19 protein-coding genes are annotated in these 23,465 nt (G+C 62.6%); 6 read left to right on the plus strand and 13 right to left on the minus strand.

The window, feature by feature from the left end:
* Positions 1-362 precede the first annotated feature (362 nt).
* The 5 genes from KUV72_RS17515 (at position 363) to nanR (ending at position 5,508) form a co-directional block, all read left to right on the plus strand.
* The gene (locus tag KUV72_RS17515) at positions 363-1,361 is read left to right on the plus strand and encodes a sialic acid TRAP transporter substrate-binding protein SiaP (protein ID WP_206944551.1); all 999 of its coding nucleotides are present in this window, start codon (positions 363-365) and stop codon (positions 1,359-1,361) included.
* Positions 1,362-1,409: 48 nt separating this feature from the next.
* Complete coding sequence (locus KUV72_RS17520) at positions 1,410-2,036, plus strand: TRAP transporter small permease (protein WP_206944549.1); 627 nt, start codon at positions 1,410-1,412, stop codon at positions 2,034-2,036.
* Between the two features lie 14 nt (positions 2,037-2,050).
* Positions 2,051-3,430, plus strand: a complete 1,380-nt coding sequence (locus KUV72_RS17525) for a TRAP transporter large permease (protein WP_261317549.1) — start codon at positions 2,051-2,053, stop codon at positions 3,428-3,430.
* A 96-nt stretch (positions 3,431-3,526) separates the two neighbouring features.
* Positions 3,527-4,603 carry an Ldh family oxidoreductase gene (locus tag KUV72_RS17530; RefSeq protein WP_222239229.1) on the plus strand — a complete coding sequence of 359 codons (1,077 nt, stop codon included), beginning with the start codon at positions 3,527-3,529 and terminating at the stop codon, positions 4,601-4,603.
* 173 nt (positions 4,604-4,776) lie between these two features.
* Complete coding sequence (nanR, locus tag KUV72_RS17535) at positions 4,777-5,508, plus strand: transcriptional regulator NanR (protein WP_206944544.1); 732 nt, start codon at positions 4,777-4,779, stop codon at positions 5,506-5,508.
* 93 nt (positions 5,509-5,601) lie between these two features.
* On the opposite strand, the gene KUV72_RS17540 is transcribed toward nanR, so the two are convergent.
* The 12 genes from KUV72_RS17540 to KUV72_RS17595 all read right to left on the minus strand — a co-directional run bounded on the left by KUV72_RS17540 (position 5,602) and on the right by KUV72_RS17595 (position 20,699).
* Entirely contained in the window at positions 5,602-6,774 is a 1,173-nt protein-coding gene (locus KUV72_RS17540) for a mannitol dehydrogenase (RefSeq protein WP_315857931.1), read from the minus strand.
* A complete protein-coding gene (locus KUV72_RS17545) occupies positions 6,771-8,432 on the minus strand; it encodes a UxaA family hydrolase (RefSeq protein WP_222239230.1) in 1,662 nt (553 codons plus the stop codon). Before KUV72_RS17545 ends, KUV72_RS17540 begins: the two co-directional genes overlap by 4 nt.
* 134 nt (positions 8,433-8,566) lie before the next feature.
* Positions 8,567-9,640 carry a zinc-binding alcohol dehydrogenase family protein gene (locus KUV72_RS17550; protein ID WP_261317550.1) on the minus strand — a complete coding sequence of 358 codons (1,074 nt, stop codon included), beginning with the start codon at positions 9,638-9,640 and terminating at the stop codon, positions 8,567-8,569.
* Positions 9,637-10,488, minus strand: a complete 852-nt coding sequence (locus KUV72_RS17555; protein WP_222239231.1) for a fumarylacetoacetate hydrolase family protein — start codon at positions 10,486-10,488, stop codon at positions 9,637-9,639. The genes KUV72_RS17550 and KUV72_RS17555 overlap by 4 nt, the downstream gene beginning before the upstream one ends.
* An 89-nt stretch (positions 10,489-10,577) precedes the next feature.
* Positions 10,578-11,327: an SDR family oxidoreductase gene (locus KUV72_RS17560; protein ID WP_222239232.1), complete on the minus strand. Its 750-nt coding sequence runs from the start codon at positions 11,325-11,327 to the stop codon at positions 10,578-10,580.
* Positions 11,328-12,173: 846 nt separating this feature from the next.
* Complete coding sequence (locus KUV72_RS17565) at positions 12,174-12,776, minus strand: cytochrome P460 family protein (RefSeq protein WP_222239233.1); 603 nt, start codon at positions 12,774-12,776, stop codon at positions 12,174-12,176.
* A gap of 649 nt (positions 12,777-13,425) precedes the next feature.
* Positions 13,426-14,580 carry a fumarylacetoacetate hydrolase family protein gene (locus tag KUV72_RS17570; protein WP_222239234.1) on the minus strand — a complete coding sequence of 385 codons (1,155 nt, stop codon included), beginning with the start codon at positions 14,578-14,580 and terminating at the stop codon, positions 13,426-13,428.
* A 182-nt stretch (positions 14,581-14,762) separates the two neighbouring features.
* On the minus strand, positions 14,763-16,190 hold the full coding sequence (locus KUV72_RS17575) for an FAD-binding oxidoreductase (protein WP_222239235.1): 1,428 nt from the start codon (positions 16,188-16,190) through the stop codon (positions 14,763-14,765).
* Positions 16,191-16,320: 130 nt separating this feature from the next.
* Positions 16,321-17,577 carry a TRAP transporter large permease gene (locus KUV72_RS17580; RefSeq protein ID WP_206944529.1) on the minus strand — a complete coding sequence of 419 codons (1,257 nt, stop codon included), beginning with the start codon at positions 17,575-17,577 and terminating at the stop codon, positions 16,321-16,323.
* Positions 17,574-18,065 carry a TRAP transporter small permease gene (locus tag KUV72_RS17585; RefSeq protein ID WP_206944527.1) on the minus strand — a complete coding sequence of 164 codons (492 nt, stop codon included), beginning with the start codon at positions 18,063-18,065 and terminating at the stop codon, positions 17,574-17,576. Before KUV72_RS17585 ends, KUV72_RS17580 begins: the two co-directional genes overlap by 4 nt.
* Before the next feature lie 128 nt (positions 18,066-18,193).
* Positions 18,194-19,282, minus strand: coding sequence for a TRAP transporter substrate-binding protein (locus tag KUV72_RS17590; RefSeq protein WP_224907602.1), 1,089 nt, complete (start codon positions 19,280-19,282; stop codon positions 18,194-18,196).
* A 79-nt stretch (positions 19,283-19,361) separates the two neighbouring features.
* Complete coding sequence (locus tag KUV72_RS17595) at positions 19,362-20,699, minus strand: L-fuconate dehydratase (RefSeq protein WP_206944526.1); 1,338 nt, start codon at positions 20,697-20,699, stop codon at positions 19,362-19,364.
* Between the two features lie 227 nt (positions 20,700-20,926).
* On the opposite strand from KUV72_RS17595, the gene KUV72_RS17600 reads away from it, so the two are divergent.
* Entirely contained in the window at positions 20,927-21,844 is a 918-nt protein-coding gene (locus tag KUV72_RS17600; protein ID WP_222239236.1) for a LysR family transcriptional regulator, read from the plus strand.
* A gap of 418 nt (positions 21,845-22,262) precedes the next feature.
* On the opposite strand, the gene KUV72_RS17605 is transcribed toward KUV72_RS17600, so the two are convergent.
* Positions 22,263-23,465: aldehyde dehydrogenase (NADP(+)) (locus KUV72_RS17605; protein ID WP_222239237.1), on the minus strand; the 1,203-nt coding region annotated here is incomplete at its 5' end.

The raw sequence follows: 23,465 nt of genomic DNA on the forward strand, positions 1-23,465 counted from the left end.
GAGAGTGCACACTTTATTGGTGATTGAGGGGTATCTTCGGCGACGTACTATTCTCCGAATGGACTCAGATGGTTGACCGAGATCAATCGTGGGTGAGGTTGTCGTGCGAGTCATCGGGGTGAAGCGTATGGGACGCCCGCCACGCAGCGCCTGGACGGCATCGGTAGCATGGTAGCGATAGCACTCTAGCGGTACCTGGTCGACCAAAGTTGGTCCCTGACACGCTTGCACAGGATGTGATGCACATCTAGATTCAGCCTGACTGGTATGACACGTATACAGTCGTCCTATCAGGGCGGCAGATTGACTAGCGGTTTACCGGTCCCTCATCCATCCGTCCAAGAGCACGGGAGAATAACAAGATGCGCTCCAACCAACGCCAGTCGTCACACCGTCTCGCACGTCGATCCCTCCTGGCGGTCGCCGTCGGCCTGAGTATGTCCGCTGCGGCTCAGGCAGAGACCCTGACCTTTGCCCACGTCTACGAAACGTCCGAGCCCTATCACGAGTGGGCGGTGTGGGCAGGAGAAGAAATCGAGAAGCGAACCGATGGTCGCTATTCCGTTGAAGTGCACCCAGCATCTTCTCTGGGTAAGGAAGCGGACATCAATGAGGGGCTAAGTCTTGGTACCGTCGATCTGATCTTTACCGGCAATCAATTCGCTGGCCGTTCCTACGGTCCGATTGGCATTGCCGGGGCTCCCTACATGTTCCGCGACGTCGACCACTGGCAGGCCTATGTGGACAGTGACCTCTTCGCCGAGATCGCCCAGGGCTATGAAGAGGCCACGGGCAACGTCCCGCTGGCCATGAACTACTATGGCAAGCGCCACACTACCTCTAATGTGGCCATCGATACTCCGGCGGACATGGAGGATCTCAAGATTCGGGTGCCCAATGCACCGATGTACATGATGTTCCCCGAGGCGGTCGGTGCCAACCCGACCCCGATTGCCTTCGCCGAAGTCTATCTGGCCCTGCAGCAGGGCGTGGTGGATGCGCAGGAAAACCCGCTGCCCACGATCAAGGCCAAGGCATTCTATGAAGTGCAGGACTACATCAACCTGACCGGCCACATTACCGACTCGCTGATCACTATCGCTGGCGGCCCGCTGTGGAATCGGCTGTCCGAGGAGGATCGGGCGATCTTCCGCGATGTCTACCAGCAAGCCGGCGAGAAGATCACCGCGGATATCCTGCAACAGGAGCAGGACTTGATTGCCTGGTTCGAAGAGCAGGGCGTCACGGTCAACGAGGTCGATACCGAACCTTTCCGTGAGGCGGTATTGCCTGCCCATAACGGTGACGTGGCGACCTGGGATCAGGAAACCTACGACCGTCTCCAGGCCATCGGCCAGTAATTGACGGCCGGGGAGGGCGCTGGTCGCCCTCCCCGAAGGAGACTATCGATGACACATTCTGATGAAGGTGCTGACATCCATCATGCACCTGATGGGGCGGCGCGCCCGTCACCCGATGCCGGCCCATCTTCGGGGCAAGGCCCGAGCCAGCAAACAACCGTCGCATTTGACGTTCCCGAGGACGACGACGCCATTCGCAAGGGTGACGTTGGCCTCGAGGATTACCTGACCCTGGTGGTGTTCTGGTTACTGGCGCTGGATGTCTTTGTGCAGTTCTTTAGCCGCTATGTCCTCGGCAACTCGCTGGCCTGGACGGAAGAGATCGCTCGCTACCTGCTGGTCGCCGTCGGGTTTCTTGGCAGCGCCATGGCGGCGCGCAAGGGCTCGCATATCGCTGTGGAGTTCTTCTATCGCTATCTGTCGGAGCCGGTCGCCCGCACCATGTGGACCCTGGTCGACCTGGTGCGGATTGCCTTTCTCGGCATGCTGGCCTGGATTACCTGGCAGCTGGCGGGACGCACCAATTCGATGATGGTGTCGATAGACCTGCCCAAGAGCCTGCTTTACTACGTGGTCTTCGTCGGCGTGGTGCTGATGCTGGTGCGCTCCATTCAGCTGGCGATTCGCCACTGGAAGACGGGCGAGAGCGAACTGATGTGCCGTGAAGACGACTGACAAGGAATAACAACATGACTGAAGCTATGATCAGCGCTCGACGCGGCTCCGTCATCCCGCCCATCGTGGCGGCGATGGCGGTTGTTGGGTGCGTTGGGCTGGCGCTGTTTGACTACCATCTGTCGTTCTTGTTTGCGTCGCTGTTCACCTTGCTGGTCTGTGGCGTGCCTATCGCGATCAGTCTGGCTGGCTCGTGCCTCATGTACGTCCTGCTCACCGGGCGGGTGCCCGATGTGGTCGTGGTGCACCGGATGATCAACGGTATCGACAGCTTTCCGTTGCTGGCGATTCCCTTCTTTATCCTGGCCGGCAACCTGATGAACAACGGCGGCATCACCACACGCATCTTCGACTTCGCCAAGGCCTTGATGGGCTGGATGCGCGGTGGCCTGGGGCACGTCAACGTGGGCGCAAGCATCGTGTTCTCTGGCATGTCCGGCGCCGCCGTGGCAGATGCCGGGGGGCTGGGTACCATCGAGATCAAGGCCATGCGTGACGCGGGATACGACCAGGAGTTCGCGGTCGGTATCACCGCTGCGTCATCCACCATCGGCCCGATTATTCCGCCCAGCCTGCCGATGGTCATCTATGGTGTGATGGCGTCGGTATCCGTGGGCCAGCTGTTCGCGGCAGGGTTGGTGCCGGGCCTGCTGATGGGGCTCACCTTGATGCTGATGATTACCTGGTTGTCCCGTCGTCGTGGCTATCAGCGTGACGCGCGCTTTTCGGTGTCGGTGCTGGGCCAGACCTTTTCCAGGGCGCTGCTGTCGCTGCTGACCCCGGTCATCATCGTGGGCGGCATTGTGACCGGGGCGTTCACGCCCACGGAGGCGGCCATCGCCGCGGTGGTGTATGCCTTGATTCTTGGCGGGCTGGTCTACCGGACCTTGACCTGGCGACGGCTGCTGAAGGTCAGCTTCGAGACCATCGAGACCACGGCGGTGATCCTGTTCATCGTCGCCGGCGCCTCGATCTTTGCCTGGATACTGACCAGCAACCAGGTCACCCAGCACGTGATGGGGCTGCTTGGCCCGTTCCAGGACAATCCGATCGCGGTCTTGCTGATCATCAACCTGGTGCTGATCGTGGTGGGATGCTTCATGGAAACTATCGCCGCCATCACCATCCTGGTGCCGGTACTGCTGCCGGTGGCGGTGGCCTCGGGCGTCGATCCGGTGCACTTCGGCGTCATCATGGTGCTTAACCTGATGATCGGGCTGCTGACGCCGCCGGTGGGGATGGTGCTGTACGTGCTGTCCCGGGTATCGAATATCTCCTTCGAGAAATGCATGCGGGGGACCCTGCCGTTTCTGGTGCCGCTGGTCGTGGCTCTGCTGCTGGTTACCTTCATTCCGGCGATCTCCCTATGGTTGCCGACGCTGGTCTATCGCTGAGTTACCCCATCGCGTCGGGGCGTGGCGGGTGAGTGAAGGGCTCCCCGCCATGCCGGACGGATTTCACCACACGCAAGGACACGCAAGGATCTCGACATGAGTCACAGCCAATACTTGGCCTGCAGGGTGGGCCACGACGACCTGAGTCGCTTTATCCAGCAGGCGCTGGCGGCGGCGGGGGCCGATACCGCGTCGCAGCAGGCGGTGAGCCGAGCCCTCGTCACGGCGTCACTGATGGGCACCGACAGTCACGGTCTGCGGCTGTTGCCACACTACCTGCAGGCGTTGCAGGGAGGGCGCATCAATGGCAGTCCGGAGATGCGCTTTGAACAGCGCCTCGCCGCCACAGGAGTGCTGGACGCAGACAATGGCCTGGGCCACCTGGCCGGTTACCGGGCGATGGAGCACGCTGCCGCCATGGCAAGGCAGGCCGGAATGGGTGCGGTAGCGGTCGGTCATTCTTCTCACTTCGGTGCGGCGGGATGCTATGCCCTTGCTGCGGCGGAACAGGGGCTGATCGGCATGGCGTTCTGCAATTCCGATCCGTTTGTTCTGCTGCATGGTAGTCAGGCCCCTTTCCACGGCACCAACCCCATCGCCTTTGCCGCACCGGTGGAGAACGACGACCCCTATCTGCTGGACATGGCCACCAGCGCGGTGCCCTGGAACAGGGTGCAGCAGTATGCCGCCATCGATCGGCCGCTGCCGCCCGACATTGCCGCGGATGGCAACGGCACCACTACCACCGATGCCAAGCGGGTGGAAGCGCTGCTGCCATTAGGTGGGGGCAGCTTCGGCTTCAAGGGGGCGGGGCTGGCGGGCATGGTCGAGGTGCTTAGCTCGACGCTGTCCAATATGGTCCACGGCTTCCATCTATTGCCCATGGGCGGTCCCGACATGCACACACCGAGAGGTGTCGGCCACTTCTTTCTGGTGATGCATCCAGACGCCTTTGCAGGGCAAGGGGAGTTTGCGCAGCGCATGGGTGACTACCTCAGGGATTTACGCGGTATGGCGTCAAGCGCAGAAGCGAAGGTATTGGCGCCAGGAGACCGAGAGTGGCAGACCCGTCGCGAGCGGCGTGCCGAGGGGATTCCATTGGATCATGCTCAGCGGGATGCCTATCGCCGCATCGCCGAGCAATACCGCGTTGAGCCCCTCACCGAGGGCTAAAGAGCAAGTCACTCGTCGCGCCAACGATGTCAATGGGCCGCAGACAAGCAGCGAAGCACAAGGGCATCGCGGCCCTGGCTGACGCGGGAAGTCCCACAGGGCCACCCTGTTGCAGTACCATGTGCGCCATGCCCCGCATGTCTCGGGGGCGTGATTGAGGGAGAGACGCGTCGATGAGCAGATTTCGGGTGGAGCGCAAGACGCTGTCCGAGCAGGTGGCCGAACAACTTGAGGCCGAGATTCTGGAAGGCAGGTTGGGGGAGAATGATCAGCTGCCCTCAGAGCGTGAGTTGATGGAGCAGTTCGGTGTTGGCCGCCCTGCGGTGAGGGAGGCCTTGTTCTACCTGCAGCAGCTTGGGCTGATCGCCATTAATAGTGGCACCAGAGCCAGGGTGATTCGACCTACCGCCGAGGCGGTGATGGCGCGCCTGTCGGGGGTCACTCGACAGCTGTTGGCCAAGCCCGAGGGGCAGCAGTACTTCCAGGAGGCGCGGGCCTTGTTCGAAGTGGCGCTGGCTCGCCAGGCGGCGCAGCATGCCACCGATGAAGAGGTTCAGGCCCTGAGGGATGCGCTGGAGACGCAGCGCTCCGTCATCGGTGACGAGGCCGCGGTCAAACGCGCCGACAACGACTTTCATGGGGTGCTGGCGCGCATCGGTCACAACCCCATCTACGATGCCATCCATCAGGCCCTGTCTGAATGGCTGGACGATCGTCGGGCCCAGGCGCTGCAACAACCCGGAGAAGATCTGGCGGCACTGGAGGCGCATACCGAGATTGTGGAGGCGATTGCTGCCCGTGACCCCGAGGCTGCCGAGTCAGCGATGCGACGTCATCTGGACCGCCATTACGGAACCTACATGCAGATGAAGCAACGGCTGGGTTCTCGACAGGACGCAGACTGACTCGCATTGGTGGTCGGTATGGTGGGCGCTGGTCGCCAGACGTGCAGGCCCAGGGGCATAAGCCTCTGGGCCTGCGTCGTATCTGCTGTCAGCCTATTGCGCTGATGGCGGGGTCGCTCTCGTGTCTCTCTTGTGTGGCGCAAGGGCTGCAGCGAGGCGAGGCAGCGCTCTGCCTTGGCGTCTTGCCATGGCAAGCACAGGCGCCAGTCTACGCTCCAGCTTCTGTTCATGATTCTGGGCAATATCGACCAGCTGGTGGTCCAGCCAGGGGTTGCAGAAGCGCTCGATGATGCTGTCGACGTACTCGTCGAGTGCCATCCCCGGGTACTCATGATCGAGCACCGGCACGACTTCCTCTCTCAGCAGCGCAATGAGTTCACCGCCGAGTCGCGGATCCTCCATGGCCTGGCGCACCAGCGGCAGCTGCTCCATCACACCCAGCTGCCGCGCTCGCGCCACCAGCCAGGTGTGGGCCAGGTTCAGCAGATGAAGCTTGCGACGTTCATAGGGGCCCAGGTCCTCCACCAGCAGCACATCGTCATGCCGAAAGGGAAGTGTCAGCCCGTCCACCTGCTGAATCGCCCACAGGCCATAGGGCTCAGCCACGGCGCCCACCGGCTCAAGCTCGGCGGACACGATACGATCCACCAAGGTAGGCACCCAGATGCACTCAGCGGTGAGCCATTGCTCGAAGGCGGCATCCTGATAGCTGTCCCGGGCCAGGCCCAGCACCACGTCTCTGAGCACACCGGCATTGTCGGTCAGCAGTTCACAGGGGAGCAGCGTGACCCCGTGGCGATCAGCGTCGAAGCGTGCCTTGAGCAACTGGGTCAGCTTGGCAGGAAAGCTGACCGGGCATGGCGCCAGCGGGCTGTCTCCGGTGGCGACGAGATAACCCGATTCGCTGGTGTTGGACACCACATGGGTGACGTCGTTGCAGAAGGACCGGTGTACTTCCGCCCAGTCCTCCGCGGCCACCAGCGAGCGGGTGATGCTGTCGACAGCGAGCCGTGTGTCGATCAGCTCGCCGTGGCGTCGTCCGCGCAGCTGAACCGGATAGCTTGCTGCCTGGGCGAGGGCGCGGGCCTTGCCGCGACCGGTAGGGCGATCGGAGGTCTGTACGGCGATGATCTCGACGTCACCGCCGGCTGAGCGGGCCTGACTGGCGAACAGATCGACATGGGCGAGCAGGAAACGTCCCACGCCGAACTGCATCAGCGTCGCCGGAGGCAATGCCGCAGATGTCTCTGTCGGCACTAGCGTCACAGTGAGACACCCCGCTTCCAGGGGATGAAGTCATGTTGGGCGAGGCCTACCGCACGGGTGGTGTAGCGCCCGGAGGCGGTCTCGATGCACAGTTCCAGCAGCGCATCGGCCAGCTCGTCGATGGACGCCTCCCCGCGGATGACAGCGCCAGTGTCGAAATCGATGATATCGGACATGCGCTGTGCCAGCTCCGAGTTGCTGGCGACCTTCAAGGTAGGGGCGACCGGGTTGCCGGTCGGCGTGCCCAGCCCGGTGGTAAAGATGATCAGGTTGGCGTGGGAGCCCGCCAGGGCGGTGGTGGACTCGACATCATTGCCAGGGGAGCAGAGCAGGGCAAGCCCCGCCCGAGTGGCGGTCTCGGTGTAGTCGAGCACTTCCACCACCGGGCTGTCCCCGCCCTTCTTGGCGGCCCCTGCAGACTTCATCGCATCGGTGATCAAGCCATCGCGAATATTTCCCGGTGAGGGGTTCATGGAAAAGCTCGCGCCGACGGCTTCGGCGTGTCGCTGATAGGCCTGCATCAGGCTCGAGAAACGTTCGGCGGTGGCATCATCGACACAGCGGGCCAGCAGCTCATGCTCCACGCCACACAGTTCGGGAAATTCGCTGAGAATCCCGCTACCCCCGAGGGTGACCAGGCGATCGATGGTGCCCCCGACCACCGGGTTGGCAGACAGGCCGGAGAAACCATCGGACCCGCCGCATTCGACGCCAATGCGCAGCTTGGAAAGGGGAGCCGGCTGACGGGTCACCTGGTTGGCCTCTTTGAGGCCGTCAAAGATAGTGCCCAGCGCGCGCTCGATCAGCGCATCTTCGCTGTCACTGGCCTGCTGCTCGAGATAGTGCACCGGCCGCAGGCCGTCGGGATCCTTGGTGGCGACCGCCTGCTTGAGCATGGCGATCTGAGCCTTCTGGCAGCCCAGGCTCAACACGGTAGCGCCTGCCACATTGGGATGGGTGATGTACCCGGCGAGCAGATTGCACAATGCCTGGGCGTCGTCGTCAGTGCCGCCACAGCCCAAGGTATGGGTGAAGAAGCGCACCCCGTCGACGTTGGGGAAGGGAGACGTCAGCGGAGCCGAGAGGCTGGCGGACGTGTCGCCGTGCAGCATGGTGCGCGCCAGCTGTTTGTAGTCACGGAAAGGATCGTCACCAAGGGCGTCGGCAACGCATTGGCGCAGCACCTCAATGTTGCGGTTTTCGCAGAATACCAGAGGCACGACGAGCCACAGGTTGGCCGTGCCGACGTTGCCATCCGGGCGATGGTAGCCATCGAAGGTGGTGCCGTCGAAACGCGAGACATCCGGTCCCTGCCAGCTCTGACGACGGCTGACGGGCGTGTCCGAATGGGTAAAGTGTTCAAGGTTGTCGGTACGAATCGCACTACCCTTGGCGATGGCTCGGGTGGCTTTTCCCACGGTCACACCGTACATGGTGACGATGTCGCCCTCGGCGAGGTCCACCAGGGCAAACTTGTGCTTGCGGCGGATCGCCTCGACCAGGGTCAGCGAACCCGCTTCATCTTCGATTTGCTGCCCCACAACAAGATCACGCAAGGCCACGCGGACGTTGTCGTCGGGGTGCACGCGCAGGCTTTCCTGCGGCAGGTCGGTGGCGATGGTCGCGGTCGAGGCGCGGTGGCTGGCTTGCGTGGTCATGATAGGGATGTCCTCATCGTCACGGTCAATACTGTCGTTATGTGTTGAGAAGCTGGGTATGGCCAGGCACCAGAAAGAGCAGCGATAGCGCGTCTGCCTTTAGCTGGCTCATAGGTGTCCTGGCCTGTCGCGTCCTAGGACTGATCCGCTGTCCTGTCGGGCACGCTGATCATCGCCTTGATCACCCCATTGCTGCTGTCGCACCACTGCGCCATGGTGGCCGGCAGGTCGCATAGCTCGGCGCGGTGGGTAATCATCGGGGAGACCTTGAGCTGGCCAGTGGCCAGCAGGTCAATCACCTTGGCGAAGTCTTCACCGGTGGCATTGCGGCTGGCCAGCAGGGTCACTTCCTTGGCGTGGAAGTCGGGGTCGTGAAAACGGATGTCGGCCTTCACCAGACTGACCAGTACGTAGCGTCCGCCGTGGCCCACCAGCTCGAACCCCGCCTCCATGGCAGCGGGATTGCCGGTGGCATCGAACACGACGTCGGCCAGGGCACCTTGGTTAAGCTGTACAAGCTGCTGCGCCGGGTCGTCCTGTCCCACCAGCAGGGTGTCATGGAAGCCAAGCGCCTCGCGGCAGAACGCCAGTCGCTCGGCATTGCTATCCAGTACCACCACCCGCGCGCCCTGGGCACGAGCGACCTGGGCCACGCCGATACCGATGGGACCGGTGCCGACAACGGCCACCAGGTCGCGCTCGGTGACGGCGGCGCGACGCACCGCGTGGGCGCCGATGGCCTGGCATTCCACCAGCGCCAGCTCATCCAGCGTCAGCGCCTGGCAAGCAACAAGATGGCCGACGGGGACCGTGAGCCACTCGGCCATACCACCGTCCTGATGGACCCCGACGACCTGCATCTGCTGGCAGCAGTTGGTGGTGCCGCGCTGGCATGCGCGGCACTGGCCACAGTGAAGATAGGGAATCACGTAGACCTGCTGCCCCAGCAGCTGCGCGCGCAAGGCCCCCGGCACGTCATCGGCCAGGGCTTCAACGGTGCCAGCGAGCTCATGTCCCAGAACCCTAGGGTAAGAGAAATAGGGCTGACGACCGGAGAAGGCATGGATATCGGTCCCGCAGACGCCGATACGCTGAATGCGCACCAGCGCTTCCCCGGCGTTCGGCCGGGGAAGGGGGCGCTGTTCCAGTCGCAGGTGACCGGGCTCGACACAGACGGCGACATCCATCTGGGCAGCGGGGGTGGTCATGCCAGCGGGTCCGCGATGACCTTCTGGGTCTGCTCGCCCAGCCCTTCGATACCCAGGCGCATTGTCTGGCCCGGGCGCAGGAAGACCGGCGGGTTCTGGCCAAGGCCAACGCCTGGGGGAGTGCCGGTGGAGATGACATCGCCCGGCTGCAGGCTCATGAAACGGCTTAGATAACTGACCAGGAAGGCGACCTGATACACCATGGTCTTGGTGCTGCCGTCCTGATAGCGCTTGCCGTCGACCTCAAGCCAGAGGTTGAGATCCTGGGGGTCAGCGACTTCATCCTTGGTGACCAGCCAGGGGCCCAGAGGGCCGAAGGTGTCGCAGCCCTTGCCCTTGTCCCAGGTGCCGCTGCGCTCGAGCTGAAACTCCCGCTCCGACACGTCATTGACGACGCAGTAGCCGGCAACATGCTCAAGTGCCTCCGTTTCGTCGATATAGCGACCGGCCTTGCCGATGACGACACCGAGCTCAACTTCCCAGTCCGTCTTGCTGGAGTCGCGGGGAATCATGACATCGTCATCGGGGCCGCAAATAGCGCTGGTCCACTTGTTGAAGATGACCGGTTCCGGCGGTACCTCAGCGCCGCTCTCTGCGGCGTGATCGGCGTAATTCAGGCCGATACAGATAAACTTGCCGACGTTGCCGACGCAGGGGCCGATGCGAGTATCGGCAGGCACCAGGGGAAGTTGCTCAAGATCCAGGCGGGCGATTTTCTCCAGGCTTTCACGACCCAGTGCTGCGCCGGAAAGATCGTCGAGCACGCCTGACAGATCGCGAATGCGGCCGGCTTGATCAAGGATGCCTGGCGCTTCTTGTCCTGGGTTGCCGAATCTCAACAGTTTCATGGGTTGTCCTTGTGCGTTGTGGGGTCAATGACAGGGCGTCGATGTTAGGGCGGCGAAGTGAGGCGCCGAGACCTCATGGTCGACTGGCGTCAGGCTAGCCAGCCTCCGTCGATGATCTGACAGGTGCCGGTGGTATAGGCCGATTCGTCTGAGCCCAGGTAGACGGCCAGTGCCGCGATTTCGTCCGTCTTGCCCAGTCTGCCCATGGGCTGACGATCGAGAAAGGCTTGGCGTACCTGAGCTTCGTCCTGGCCCAGCGCGTCGGCTTGAGCGCGAATACGTTCGCTCAGGGAAGGTGATTCGACGGTCCCCGGGCAAATGGCGTTGCAGCGAATACCATGGGTGACGTAGTCCGCCGCCACCGAGCGTGTCAGGCCGATCACGGCAGCCTTGCTGGTGCCATAGGCGAAGCGTCCCGGCACCCCCTTGAGGCTGCTGGCAACCGACGCCATGTTGATGATGCTGCCGCCGCCCGCGTCCAGCATACCGGGAAGAAAGGCGCGAAGGGTGTGGTACATGGCAGTAACGTTGATCGCCATGGAGCGCTCGAAGGCGTCTTCCGAGCATTCGAGCAGACTACCGCTGTGCACGTAGCCCGCGCAGTTGAACAGAATATCCAGGCCTGGCAGTGAGTGCTTGAGGTCGTCTATGGCACTTGGCTGGGTCACGTCCAGGTGATGGCAGTGAAGACGGGGCGTGCCGGCGAGATCCTCCAGCTTGCTCACGTCGATATCGGTGGCGTGGACCTCGGCGCCCTCGGCCAAGAAACGTTCGACGGTGGCGCGTCCAATGCCCTGACCTGCGGCGGTGATTAAGGCGGTCTTTCCTGACAGGCGCATGGCAACTCCTGTAATCCGGGTCATCGTTGTTGTGAATCGTTGTGGACCGTTGTGGACCTCGTTGCTCGGCGACAGCGACCTGCTTACCCAGCGTGTCGGCTGGCTTAGTCTGGTCGCCGGACCTGCTGATCTGCCGCGCCCGCGGCGAGAGTTCAGAGGCAACCTCAGTCCTTTTCTTCACTTCTCCCGCCGGCCCGTGCCTGTGCTGTTCTGCTGTCTCGCAGCTCGGTCATTGCTCGGCCATTCCTCAGTCACGGCTCGGCTGTGCCTCAGGTATGCCTCAGGTATGCCTCAGCTATGGCTCGGCGGTGTCGTCATGCAGCACCTAACAGGGCATCGCAACTTGCTTATGGTGGCCGCGACGCTGGGATTCGCCAGGGCGAGCCCTTTTGTTCGACGTTAGTCTTGGTGGTATGACAGGATGCTAGCATGATGGTAGATGCAGTATGGCGCAGCGACGAGAGATTGCAATTGCTTGAACGGGTCGACTTTGGTCGAGCCTGATCATCGCGATACGGCGGCAACCACCCATGCGAGGCTTCGCTTCAAGGGGCTGGGGCGGACTGAGTCGAGGGTGAAAGGGCTGGGTTTGAAAGGGCTGGGTTTGAAAGAGCTGAGCTTGAAAGGGCTGGGCAAAGAACTGGGGTGAGAGGGCGGGTGAATAAGTATCGCTCTGGCGCCGTGGCCATGGTCGCAGCAAAGCGCGGTGACCGGCGCCGTCAGAAACAAGCAGCAGGCCTCAGTAAAGAAGGGTCTTTGATGTAAAAAAGAGGCGGCCGTAGGTGGCCGCCAGAAGGGCAGGGAACCGGTAAGCGTCAGGCGCTAAGGTGGAATTTGTCAGTCAGGCTATGGGGTGGTGCCCAGTTGGGACTGCGTGCCGCCGCCTGCGTCTACACCAGCACCCTTGCCCGCTGTCAGCACGGGGTAGTACTGGGTGAAGACGAAGTCGTCTGCCGCCGCTGCCGCATGGCAGGCGTTACAGGCGGCGGTGGGAAAGGGGGCCGCAGTCTCCTTGAGGCTTGAGTGATCCGGCGTCGAGAAACTGTAGTAGGCCCAGTTGCCTGGCTCGTCCGGGAAGTGCTCGCTGCTCTTGATGGTGGCCTCGAGGCCGATGTACTCACCCATGAAGTAGCCGTTGCCACTGGCAGCCTGCTTGCTGCCGACGCTGATCAGCTCCTTGACCATGATCGCGCCATCGCGAAACTCGCCAGTCTCCTTCCAATGCTCCCAGCTTTCCGGGTCAAGGTAGACAGCATGGAATTCCGGGAAAGGGGCCTTGCCATTGTTCATGTCATTGGGGGTCAGCGGGGTCCCCACGAACACCCACTCGCGGAAGCCGGTAGGCCGGGTCAACTCCCCGTCCTTGATCTCGAAGTAGGTGTCGGCCAGTGCGCTGGTAGCCATCAGGCCTGCAGCTATGGCGGCTGAGTAGCGCAGCAGGTTGAGCATGGTAGTTCCTCCTTGATCGCCCTTGCGCAGGGGACGGCCTTGTAGGCCTGATGTCGCCTCGCTTGTGGGCTGTGCACGGTAGTCGGTCGGTCATAAGGCTCTTGGCTGGCCTTTTGGATTCAGTCCGGTTCCTTTGTCAGTAATTGCCGGCCAGTGATGGCCAGCCAGTGACTTTCGGTTAGGCGTTTCCGGTTAGTCGTTTCGGGACAGGCGTTTCTGATCAGACGTTTCCGGTCGCTCTTTTAGGAGCGCGGGCGGCTTACGCTGCTTGGCTATGTCGCTCGGCTATGTTGTTTGGTTATGTTGCTTGGTGTATGTCGCCAAGGGGTGCAGTGATGGCGGCCGCGGGCGCCCGGTGTCGTGGAAGGTATACGTCAAGCTCGAAAGGGCAGCTACGGGTGGTGCTGGAACTCGCATACTGCATGCGAGATTTCTGTAGTATCCGCGCGGTTCAGCTCAGAGTTAGCAGCCGATGGGGAGACGCGGTGTAGGCACCGCTATAACGAAAAAAGCCCCGTCGCGAGACGAGGCAAAAGGGAGTGGGAGGCGCTGTCTGTGGACCCGAAGAGCCAACCGAAGCGCCATATCAAGGGCTAGCCGCGGCGCTGTCTGTGGACCCGAAGAGCCAACCGAAGCGCCATATCAAGGGCTAGCCGCGGCGCTGATGCTTCAGCCAGGCGCGGATGCCATAGGTCCAGGGGGGCAACTGATCGGAGCGTTGGACCTCGTTGGTCAGGGCGCCGAGGCGTGGCGTCGAGATGGTGACACGATCACCCAGATGATGGGTAAAGCCCTGGCCGGGACCATCGCGATCCTGGATGGGCGAAAACATGGTGCCAAGGAATAGCATGAAGCCATCCGGGTACTGGTGGTGGTCGCCAATGGTCTGACGTACCAGATCCAGCGGGTCGCGACTGATCTCGCGCATGTCGCTGGCGTCTTCCAGCAGGAAATCATCGTCCCCCTCGATACGCAGACTGACCATCGCCGAGCGCACGTCATCCATGGAAAAGTGTTCGTCAAACAGGCGGATGAAGGGGCCGATGGCGCAAGACGCGTTGTTGTCCTTGGCCTTGCCCAGCAACAGCGCGCTGCGTCCCTCGATGTCGCGCAGATTGACGTCGTTGCCCAGCGTAGCGCCGCGGGCGTTGCCGCGGGCGTCGACTGCCAGCACGATTTCCGGTTCCGGGTTGTTCCAGTGTGACGACGGGTGCAGGCCGACGGCAGCACCGTGGCCAACGGCGGACAGCGGTTGAGCCTTGGTAAAGACCTCGGCATCGGGGCCGATGCCGACCTCCATGTATTGCGACCAGGCGCCTCGGGACTGCAGCTCTGCCTTGAGCGCCATGGCCTCGTCCGAGCCAGGACGGATCTTTGACAGGTCGCCGCCGATGACGCGCTTGAGTTCTTCTCGAAGCTCACCGGCACGGGCGGCGTCGCCGCCGGCCTGCTCTTCGATCACTCGCTCAAGCAGGCTGACCGCGAAGGTCACGCCGCAGGCCTTGATAGCCTGGACGTCGCAGGGGGCGAGCAGGTAAGGAGCGCTGGAGGAGCCAGCGTTGTCGAGTAGGCGGTCCAGAGCCCCCAGGGACTCGCCCTCGGCGTTGGCTACGATATGTGCAGCGTCATCTCGCTCCAGCAGGTCAGCCATCACGTTGACAGTGGCGGACAGGTCGATCACCTCACCATTGCGCACCGCCACGACGACAGGGCCGCGCTGATCATCACGCCAGACTCGGCCGACCAGCAGGGCGCGCTCGGCGTCTTGCGGCAGCACGTCGTGGGCAGAAGGCAGGCTATTCATAGGGGCATCCTTTGGTTCGTTTGTCAGTTCGCGTTGCTATATGTCGCGTCAGCCGCTCGAGTGTCACATGGGGCAGGGCGTGTCTCGGCCCTGACCACTTTTGGCTTAACTAGCTCTTAACTAGCTCTTAACTATGTCTGAACTATTTCTCACCTATCGCTTACCTATCGCTTAGCCCTGGCTCAACCCTGGGTACGCGGCAGGATGCGTCCAGGGCACATCAGGCCACGTGGATCGAGAAGTCGCTTGAGGCCGCGCATGATGTCGTGTTCCGGGGCGGACAGGCTCTCGAGGAAGGGAGGCTGCTTGACGCGGCCGATCCCATGCTCGGCGCTGATGCTGCCGTTGTACTCGCCGACAATGGAGAAGATCTGTTCCTCCAGCTCGTGCAGCAGGCTGCGCTTGGCGTCATCGTCCAGGTGGCCGGGAGGCAGGATGTTGAAGTGCAGGTTGCCGTCGCCGACGTGGCCATAGGCAATGACCTGGGACTCCGGTGACGACTCGAGCACCGCTGCCTCCGCCTGAGCATGAAACGCTGGTAGCTGGGAAATGGGCAGGGAAACATCCGTGCGCAGGTGTTCACCGCGGCGCTGCTGGCCCTCGAGCATGGCCTCGCGCAGCTGCCACAGCTGGGCGGCCTGGGTCTCGCTGGAGGCCAGCACGCCATCGTCGAGCAGGCCGTCTTCCATACCACGTTCGAACAGCGCTTCGATCATCGCATCCAGATCTGTTGACCCACTGGCGGCCACCTCCATCAGCACATATACCGGATGGGCACCGTCCAACGGGTCGGGTAACGTTGCATCGGCTTCGAAGGCCAGCTCCAGGCAGGCGCGGGGAATCAGTTCGAACGCCGTCAATAGATCGCAGCAGTGGCGGCGTGCCTGGGCGTAGAGCCCGAGCACGGCTTCGACGCTGGGACAGCCGATCAGGGCCGTGCGGGTGACCTGGGGACGAGGATAGAGCTTGAGCACCGCTCCGGTGACAATGCCAAGGGTCCCTTCGGCGCCGATGAACAGCTGCTTCAGGTCGTAGCCGGTGTTGTTCTTGTGCAAGGCCTTCATGTCGGTGAGCAGGCGACCGTCGGGCAGTGCCACCTCGATGCCGAGCACCAGCTGGCGCATCATGCCATAGCGCAATACGTTGAGACCGCCGGCGTTGGTCGCGATATTGCCACCGATCTGGCAGCTGCCCTGGGCGCCCAGTGACAGCGGGAAGGTCAGATCCTGTGCTTCAGCGGCTTCCTTTACGGTCTGCAGAATGCAGCCTGCATCGACGCTCATACTGAAGTTGAGGGGGTCGATCGAGCGCACGCGATTGAGGCGCTCGAGGCTGATCACCAGCTCAGGCACATGGCTGTCCGGCAGCGCACCTTCCACCAGGCCGCTGCCACCGCCCTGAGGCACCACCGGAATATCGTGACGATGGCAGTAGCCAAGCACGTCCGCCACCTGCTGGGGTGTGTCGGGCCGGGCGACGGCCAATGGCAGGCCACCGCGTGCTCCGGCCCAGTCGACCAGGTAGCGCTCCATGTCGCTCGTCTCGGTCAGTACCCCCTTGTTGCCGAGGGTCTGTACGAGGAATTGCAAAAGAGGATCGTGGGGGCTCATATGGGCCAACTCCGCTTAGTGGGCGATGGATCGTCGCCCTCCAGTGTCTTGACGAGACAGGCGCTCGGTCGCATCGCTAAAGGGGGCCAGGGCGCCGGTTTTCCGGGCGCCCTGGGTTGTTCACGCTGGCTCACTTGAACCACAGCACCAGTCCAGGGAAGAGCAGGAAGAGCACCAGCAGCGCCACCAGGGTGAAGTAGAAGGGCAGCAGGCTCTTGACCAGGCTTTCCATGCCCACCTTGCCAACGCCACAGCCGACGTAGAGCACGGTTCCCACCGGAGGCGTGATCAACCCGATGCCCAGGATGAAGGACATCAGCACGCCGAAGTACACCGGATCGATACCCAGCTTCACGACCACGGGGGTCATCAAGGGGGCCAGGATCACCATGGCGGGAGTCAGGTCCATGAAGAAGCCGACGATCAGCAGGAAACCGGACAGGATCAACAGCAGCAGCAGCTTGTTCTCGGTGATCGCGGACAGGCTGACCACCAGTTGCTGCGGGATCATGTTGGCGGTCAGCAGCCACGCCAGCACGCTGGCAAAGGCCAGCAGCAGCATGACCACGCCGGTGAGGCGGCCGGTGGCAATGCACAGCTCGAAGAAGCGCTTGAGGGTCAGGCTGCGATAGACAAAGAACGACACCGCGAAGGCGTAGACCAGCGCAATAGCCGCGCTCTCGGTCGGTGTGAAGACGCCGGTCAGAATCCCGCCGACGATGATGACCGGCAGCAGCAGTGCCAACATCGCGTCCTTGAGCGCGCTGGCAAGCTCCGGAAAGGAAAACGCCTGTCCTTTGCCGTTCTTGCGCGACTGCACGTAGGTGGTTCCTGCCAGTGCCAGGGTGATCAAGATGCCTGGCACGATACCTGCCAGGAACAGCTGCGAGATCGAGGTATTGGTCACGACCCCGAACAGGATCATCGGAATCGACGGAGGAATGATGATACCGACCACCGACGCCGCCACCACGATGGCGGTCGCCATGGAAGCGGTGTAGCGGTGTTGCTTCATCGGCTCGATCATCATGCTGCCTACGGCCGAGGCATCCGCCACGGCAGAACCACTGATGCCGCCGAAGAACATCGAGGTCATGACCGCGACCTGTCCAAGCCCGCCTGCCACGAAGCCCACCAGGGCGCTGGCCAGACGTACCAGGCGCGTGGCAATGCCGCCTTCACTCATGACTTCGCCCACCAGGATGAACAGCGGAATGGCGAGCAGCGGGAACGAGTCGAGACCATTGACCGCCTGGTCGACGATGGGGGACAGCGAGTAGTCCGAATAGAAGAAGATAAACAGGCTGATGGCCCCAAGACCAAACGAAATCGGCATGCCGATGACGATGCAGATCGCGAGACCGATCAGGATGCTCCAGAGGATCATGGTTCAGATCTCCTGCACAGGGCCACCAGGGCGAGGGTATTGGCGATCAGGGTCAGGCCAGCCATGACCGGCATGGCGCTGTACAGCCAGGTCTTGGGAATGCCGAGCATCGGGGTCGAACTGGTGTAGCCCGAAATCAGCTCCTTGAAGCCAATCAGGATGCAGGCACAGACCAGGTAGATCACCGCGACTGCGGCAAATCCAAGCAGGCGACGCAGTCCCGCCGGGGCGAGGTCCTTGAAGTAGGTGACGGCCACGTGCTCTTTCTCGAGGCTGCCGAGACCGGCACCGAGCAGCACCAGCCAGATGAACATGACGCGCGACATCTCCTCCGCCCAGGCGTAGGAGGTGTTGAGCACGAAGCGACCGAACACGTTGGCGGTCACACAGAACACGACGCCGAGGACCAGCAGGCCAACGGCCACACGCAGCGTCGTGATGAGCCATCCCAGAATGCCCGGAGTGGTCGTGGAAGATAGGGTGGTCATGGGTCACCTCCGTGGTGACAACAGCACCGCCGCCGCGGGCGGCGGCAGGGCTTGGCGCCACAGCACGGTGCTGTGGCGCCAAGCCCTGTCATGGACGTTCGTGGGTCCGCATCCAGTGTCGTGCCGACTTACTGGGACACGGCGCGGATATCGTCGATCAGCTCGCCGCCAATCTTGTCGCGCCAGTCGTCATAGACCGGGGCCAGGGTGTCCTGGAAGGTGGCCACCTGTTCCGGCGTCAACTCGGTGATGGTCATGCCCTCATCGATCAATTCCTGCTTGATCTGCCCGTTCAGGGTGCGGCTGACATGGCGCTGGTAGTCACCCATCTCGCCAGCGGCTTCGACCAGCAGCTGCTGGTAGCTCTCTGGAAGCTTGTTCCAGAAGCGCTCCGACACCAGCGTGATGAACGGCGTATAGACGTGGTTGGACTCGGTCGCGTAGCCCTGCACTTCGTTGAACTTGGACGACTGGATCGTGATCCAGGGGTTCTCCTGGCCGTCGACCACGCCCTGCTCCAGTGCAGTAAACAGCTCGGCGAAGGACATCGGTGTGGGGTTCGCGCCCAGAGTCTTCCAGATATCCAGGTGGATCGGATTCTGCATGGTGCGGACCTTGAGGCCATCCAGATCGTCAGGCGAGTCTACCGCCGTCTGGCTGTTGGTCAGCTGGCGATAGCCGTTCTCGGCCCAGCCGATGGCCTTCAGTCCGTTGGTGCTGGCCACCTCGAGCATGCTGTCGCCGATCTCGCCGTCGAGCACCTCATCCGCCACTTCCGGGGTCGGGAACAGGAACGGCAGGTCGAACACCGCGAACTGCGGGAACATGTTGACCAGGGGAGAGGTCGACGGGGCGGTCATTTCCAGCGTGCCTGACTGCAGGGCGCTGACAGCCTGCAGGTCGTCACCCAGCTGGGCGCTGTGGAACAGCTCGACCTGGATGTGGCCGTCACTGCGGGCCTCGACGATGTCTTCGAAGTACTCGAGTCCGCGATACTGCGCACCGGACTGGGTGGTGCCGATGCTGAACTTGAGGGTGTAGTCGTCGCCGTCGCCCTCGACAGTGCTGCCGGAGACCTCGGGAATCGGCGGCATTTCCGTCGCCGCCTGGCTGGTGGCGGCGAAGCCCGCGGCCAGCGACGCGACGGTCAGGGTTGAGATCGCCAGCTTGAGTCGGCTAAGAGCGAAGGGGCCTTGGGGCATTGTGGTTGTTGTCATGGTGCTCTCCTTTCAGAGGCGGTGGTGAGTGGCATGCTGGCCCATCCGACAGGGTCGGATGGGCCGGGGTGGGCGCGATTCAGGCGTCTTGCCAGGCCGCGCCTTCGGGGAATTGGTGGGCGTCGAGAGATTCCGCCTTCATGGTGATGCTGTAGCCGGGCGCCTCGGGTACCAGGTAGCGGCCGTGGCGAATGCGCACCGGATCGATGAAGTGTTCGTGCAGGTGGTCGACGTATTCGAGCAGGCGACCTTCGAGGGAGCCAGAGACCGCAATGTAGTCGAACAGCGAAATATGCTGGGTGTATTCGCACAGGCCGACACCGCCGCCGTGGGGGCAGATCGGCACGCCGTACTTGGCCGCCAGCAGCACCACGATGATCACTTCGTTGAGGCCGCCCAGACGTGCGGCGTCCAGCTGGCAGTAATCGATGGCACCTGCCTGGAGCAGCTGCTTGAACATCACCCGGTTGTGGCAGTGTTCGCCGGTGGCAACGCCGATGGCGCCCGGCTGCTTGCCCTGGGAGGGACCGAACACGCCGCCACCGAGACGTCGACGGATCTCGGCGTGGCCGAGGATATCGTCTGGACTGGTCGGCTCTTCGATCCAGTGCGGATTGAATTCGGCCAGACGGCGCATGTTGACGATGGTTTCGTCCACATCCCACATCTGATTGGCGTCCATCATCAGCGTGCGCTCTTCGCCAATCTCTTCGCGCAGAATGGCGGCCCGGCGACGATCCTCCTCGATGTCCCCGCCGACCTTCTGCTTGAAGTGCTCCCAGCCCTCGGCCAGGGCCTCGCGGCAGAGCCTGCGCATCTTTTCTTCTGAGTAGCCCAGCCAGCCAGCGGATGTGGTGTAGCCGGGATAACCGTCGGCGCGCATCTCGGCTTCGCGATCCGCCTTGGTGGCGGCATTGCGGCGGAGCAGGGCAATCGCTTCTTCCGGGGTGATGGCATCCGTGACAAAGCGGAAGTCGAGGCAGCGCACCAGCTCTTCCGGCTGCATGTCGACCAGCAGCTTCCAGATCGGCTTGCCTTCGTGCTTGGCCCACAGGTCCCACAGCGCATTGACCAGGGCAGCGCTGGCCAGGTGCATCACCCCCTTTTCCGGACCCAGCCAGCGCAGCTGGCTATCGCCGCTGGTCAGTTCTCGCCAGAAGGTGCCCATGTTCGCGGTGATGTCTTCCAGCCGACGCCCGACCAGGGTCGGCGCCAGCGCCTTTACCGCAGCGACACAGAGGTCGTTACCGCGGCCGATGGTAAAGCTCAGGCCATGGCCTTCGGTCTCCTGGTCGGTGTGCAGGATGACATAGGTGGCGGAGTAGTCCGGGGCCTCGTTCATGGCATCGGAGCCATCGAGCTGGCGGGATGTGGGGAAGCGAATGTCGCGGGCGTCCACGCGGGTGATGGTGGTCATGCTGGCGGCCTTGTCATTGATGTTGTTGAAAGGCAGGGCTCGATATCGCATCCATTAAGCGCTGTGAAAACGATGAAGAGAGAGACCTGTCAGAAAAATCTGTCGTGATATGTAGTGGCGTAGGGAGAGTCTAATCAGACAGAAAAAAGACCGGCCAATGGAAGTTTTTGTCGTGCCGATAACCACAGGTTATCATGCGTGAATACCGACCCCATCGGAGGCACGCAATGGCCCATGATAGCGGCGTTCACGTCAAGACGTGGCTGCGGGTAAAACATATGATGTTGCTGGTTGCTTTGGACGAAAGTCGTAACATGCATGCCGCTGCCAGACAGCTAAATATCAGTCAGCCGGCCGCCAGCAAGATGCTCAAGGACATCGAGGGCTTTCTCGGTCTGCCGCTGTTCGAGCGTGAACCAGGGCGGATGGAGCCGACTGCCGCCGGTGAGACAGTGCTGCGCTATGCCAGAAGGCTATTGAACGATACCGATCGGCTGGTAGAAGAGCTGTCTTCCTTGCGCGAGGGCGGGCATGGGCGGTTGGCGCTGGGCTCAGTACCCGGAGCAGCACCGGTGATGCTGCCCCACGCCATGGCCGCCTTGAAGCGCCAGCGACCGCGTCTGGCGATCTCGTTGATGGAAAACTCAAGCGACAGGCTGTTGGTGGACCTGGAGTACAAGTTGCTGGATGCGGTCATTGGCCGATATACCGACCCCTCCCAGCGCCACCTGTTCGATTTTCTGCCGCTGAAGGAAGAACCGGTATCGGTGGTGGCGCGTCCGGAGCATCCGCTGTGCCAAGGGGTGCCAGAGCTTGCCGAGCTGGTGCGTTGGCCCTGGGTATTGCATCCCATGGCCAGTCCCATGCGCGGCCTGTTTGAAGCGGCACTGGCCGAGGCGGGTGTCGCGTCACCGCGCAACGTCATCGAAACCACCTCAACCCAGGCGTCGCTGCAGCTGGTGGCGTCATCGGACACCCTGTCGGTGTTGCCGAGTTCGGTGGTCAAGACCGCCTTTTCTCAGGGTCGCTTTGCGGTACTGCCGCTGACCATCGGTGAGCCGCTTGGCTACTACGGCATCCTCACGCGCAAGAATGAGCCTTGGCCACAAGCGTTGAAGGAGCTGGTGCAAGAGCTGACCGGATAGACCGGACGCAGACGCAAGACAGCCGCCTGCTTGGCCAAGGCTTGGGAACCGGGGCATCGGACGATGTCAGTGCGCAATTTCAGCACAATAGGCAAAGAGACACCAAGGCTGACAGGATGACCTGAGCGCATCATTCCAACGTCAATACTTTGCGGAAATTCGGTATAAAGGGCAGGAAAAGGCACCGCTGACATGGCGGATGTAAGGGGGAAGCTTCAGCTTGATCGATAGCGGATGTCGCCGCCTGATGTTCGTCATTCAGACGATAGCGTTCACGAACAGGGACCGGCGAGCCCGGTAAAGGGAAAGCACAACCTGGTATTAAGGGAGAAACAAGGACCGGCGTAATATGCCGGTCCTTGCAGTACGACGTATTGCCGAATCATCTACCTTCCTGCTAGATGACTGGCGGCAAGTCTCACGCCTCGCGCTTGCCATCCACCAGACGACTGAGCTTGAGCGGATTGCCGTCTTTCAGCGCGTCAGGCAGCAGGCTGTCGGGCAAGTTCTGGTAGCACACCGGACGCAGGAAGCGGTGAATGGCCGCGCTGCCTACAGAGGTGGTACGCGAGTCCGAGGTCGCCGGGTAGGGGCCACCGTGAACCATGGCGTGACATACCTCGACACCGGTCGGCCAGCCGTTGGCCATCACTCGGCCGGCACGGCGCTCGAGGATCGGCAGCAGACCACGGGCGGCGTCGACGTCGCCATCGTCCATCTGCAGGGTGGCGGTCAGCTGGCCTTCCAGACCCTCGGCCAGGGCCTTGACCTCATCGAGGTCGGCACACTGCACCACCAGGGAGGTGGAGCCAAACACTTCCGCCTGCAGGGCGTCATCCTTGAGGAAGTCCTGGGCGTCGGCCACGAACAGCCCTGCCTGGCACTGGTTGGGACCGTCGCCTGCTGGGCCGCGCGCCACTTCCCGGGCACTCTGGCTATCCGCCAAGGTCTTCACGCCCTGGGTGTAGGCATCATGAATGCCGGGGGTCAGCATGGTCTGGGCGGAGGCCGACCGGATCGTCTCGGCGGCGGCCTCGACGAAGCCGTCCAGCGCCTCACCCTTGACCGCAATGACCAGGCCCGGATTGGTGCAGAACTGGCCGGCGCCCATGGTCAGTGAACCGATAAAGGCCTCACCCAGCTCCCGGCCACGGGCCTTGAGGGCCTCGGGCAGCAGGAACACCGGATTGATCGAGCTCATCTCGGCGTAGACGGGAATCGGCTCGGGGCGTGCCTGGGCGGTCTGCATCAGCGCGGTACCGCCACTGCGGGAACCGGTGAAGCCCACGGCCTTGATCCGCGGATCGCTGACCAGGCCCTGACCCACTTCACGACCGGAGCCATAGAGCAGCGAGAACACGCCTTCGGGCAGCTCGCAGCGGGCCACCGCCTTTTGCACCGCGCGACCGACCAGCTCGGAGGTGCCGGGGTGGGCCGAGTGGGCCTTGACGATGACCGGGCAGCCAGCGGCCAGGGCCGAGGCGGTATCACCACCGGCTACCGAGAAGGCCAGCGGGAAGTTGGAGGCGCCGAATACCGCCACCGGCCCCAGCGGGATCTGGCGTTGACGCAGGTCGACCCGGGGCAGCGGCTGACGCTCGGGCAGGGCCGGATCATGGCG

The organism is Halomonas sp. DP4Y7-1 (assembly GCF_019800705.1).
Classification (GTDB): Bacteria; Pseudomonadota; Gammaproteobacteria; order Pseudomonadales; family Halomonadaceae; genus Halomonas; species Halomonas litopenaei_A.

Coding starts and splice junctions, on each gene's coding strand:
- KUV72_RS17585 (WP_206944527.1), bottom strand. CDS start 18,065: ATGACCACCCTATCTTCCACGACCACTCCGGGCATTCTGGGATGGCTC.
- KUV72_RS17530 (WP_222239229.1), top strand. CDS start 3,527: ATGAGTCACAGCCAATACTTGGCCTGCAGGGTGGGCCACGACGACCTG.
- KUV72_RS17525 (WP_261317549.1), top strand. CDS start 2,051: ATGACTGAAGCTATGATCAGCGCTCGACGCGGCTCCGTCATCCCGCCC.
- KUV72_RS17590 (WP_224907602.1), bottom strand. CDS start 19,282: ATGACAACAACCACAATGCCCCAAGGCCCCTTCGCTCTTAGCCGACTC.
- KUV72_RS17550 (WP_261317550.1), bottom strand. CDS start 9,640: ATGACCACCCCCGCTGCCCAGATGGATGTCGCCGTCTGTGTCGAGCCC.
- KUV72_RS17600 (WP_222239236.1), top strand. CDS start 20,927: ATGGCCCATGATAGCGGCGTTCACGTCAAGACGTGGCTGCGGGTAAAA.
- KUV72_RS17555 (WP_222239231.1), bottom strand. CDS start 10,488: ATGAAACTGTTGAGATTCGGCAACCCAGGACAAGAAGCGCCAGGCATC.
- KUV72_RS17545 (WP_222239230.1), bottom strand. CDS start 8,432: ATGACCACGCAAGCCAGCCACCGCGCCTCGACCGCGACCATCGCCACC.
- KUV72_RS17595 (WP_206944526.1), bottom strand. CDS start 20,699: ATGACCACCATCACCCGCGTGGACGCCCGCGACATTCGCTTCCCCACA.
- KUV72_RS17575 (WP_222239235.1), bottom strand. CDS start 16,190: ATGAGCCCCCACGATCCTCTTTTGCAATTCCTCGTACAGACCCTCGGC.
- KUV72_RS17515 (WP_206944551.1), top strand. CDS start 363: ATGCGCTCCAACCAACGCCAGTCGTCACACCGTCTCGCACGTCGATCC.
- KUV72_RS17520 (WP_206944549.1), top strand. CDS start 1,410: ATGACACATTCTGATGAAGGTGCTGACATCCATCATGCACCTGATGGG.
- KUV72_RS17560 (WP_222239232.1), bottom strand. CDS start 11,327: ATGCGCCTGTCAGGAAAGACCGCCTTAATCACCGCCGCAGGTCAGGGC.
- KUV72_RS17570 (WP_222239234.1), bottom strand. CDS start 14,580: ATGAATAGCCTGCCTTCTGCCCACGACGTGCTGCCGCAAGACGCCGAG.
- nanR (WP_206944544.1), top strand. CDS start 4,777: ATGAGCAGATTTCGGGTGGAGCGCAAGACGCTGTCCGAGCAGGTGGCC.
- KUV72_RS17565 (WP_222239233.1), bottom strand. CDS start 12,776: ATGCTCAACCTGCTGCGCTACTCAGCCGCCATAGCTGCAGGCCTGATG.
- KUV72_RS17580 (WP_206944529.1), bottom strand. CDS start 17,577: ATGATCCTCTGGAGCATCCTGATCGGTCTCGCGATCTGCATCGTCATC.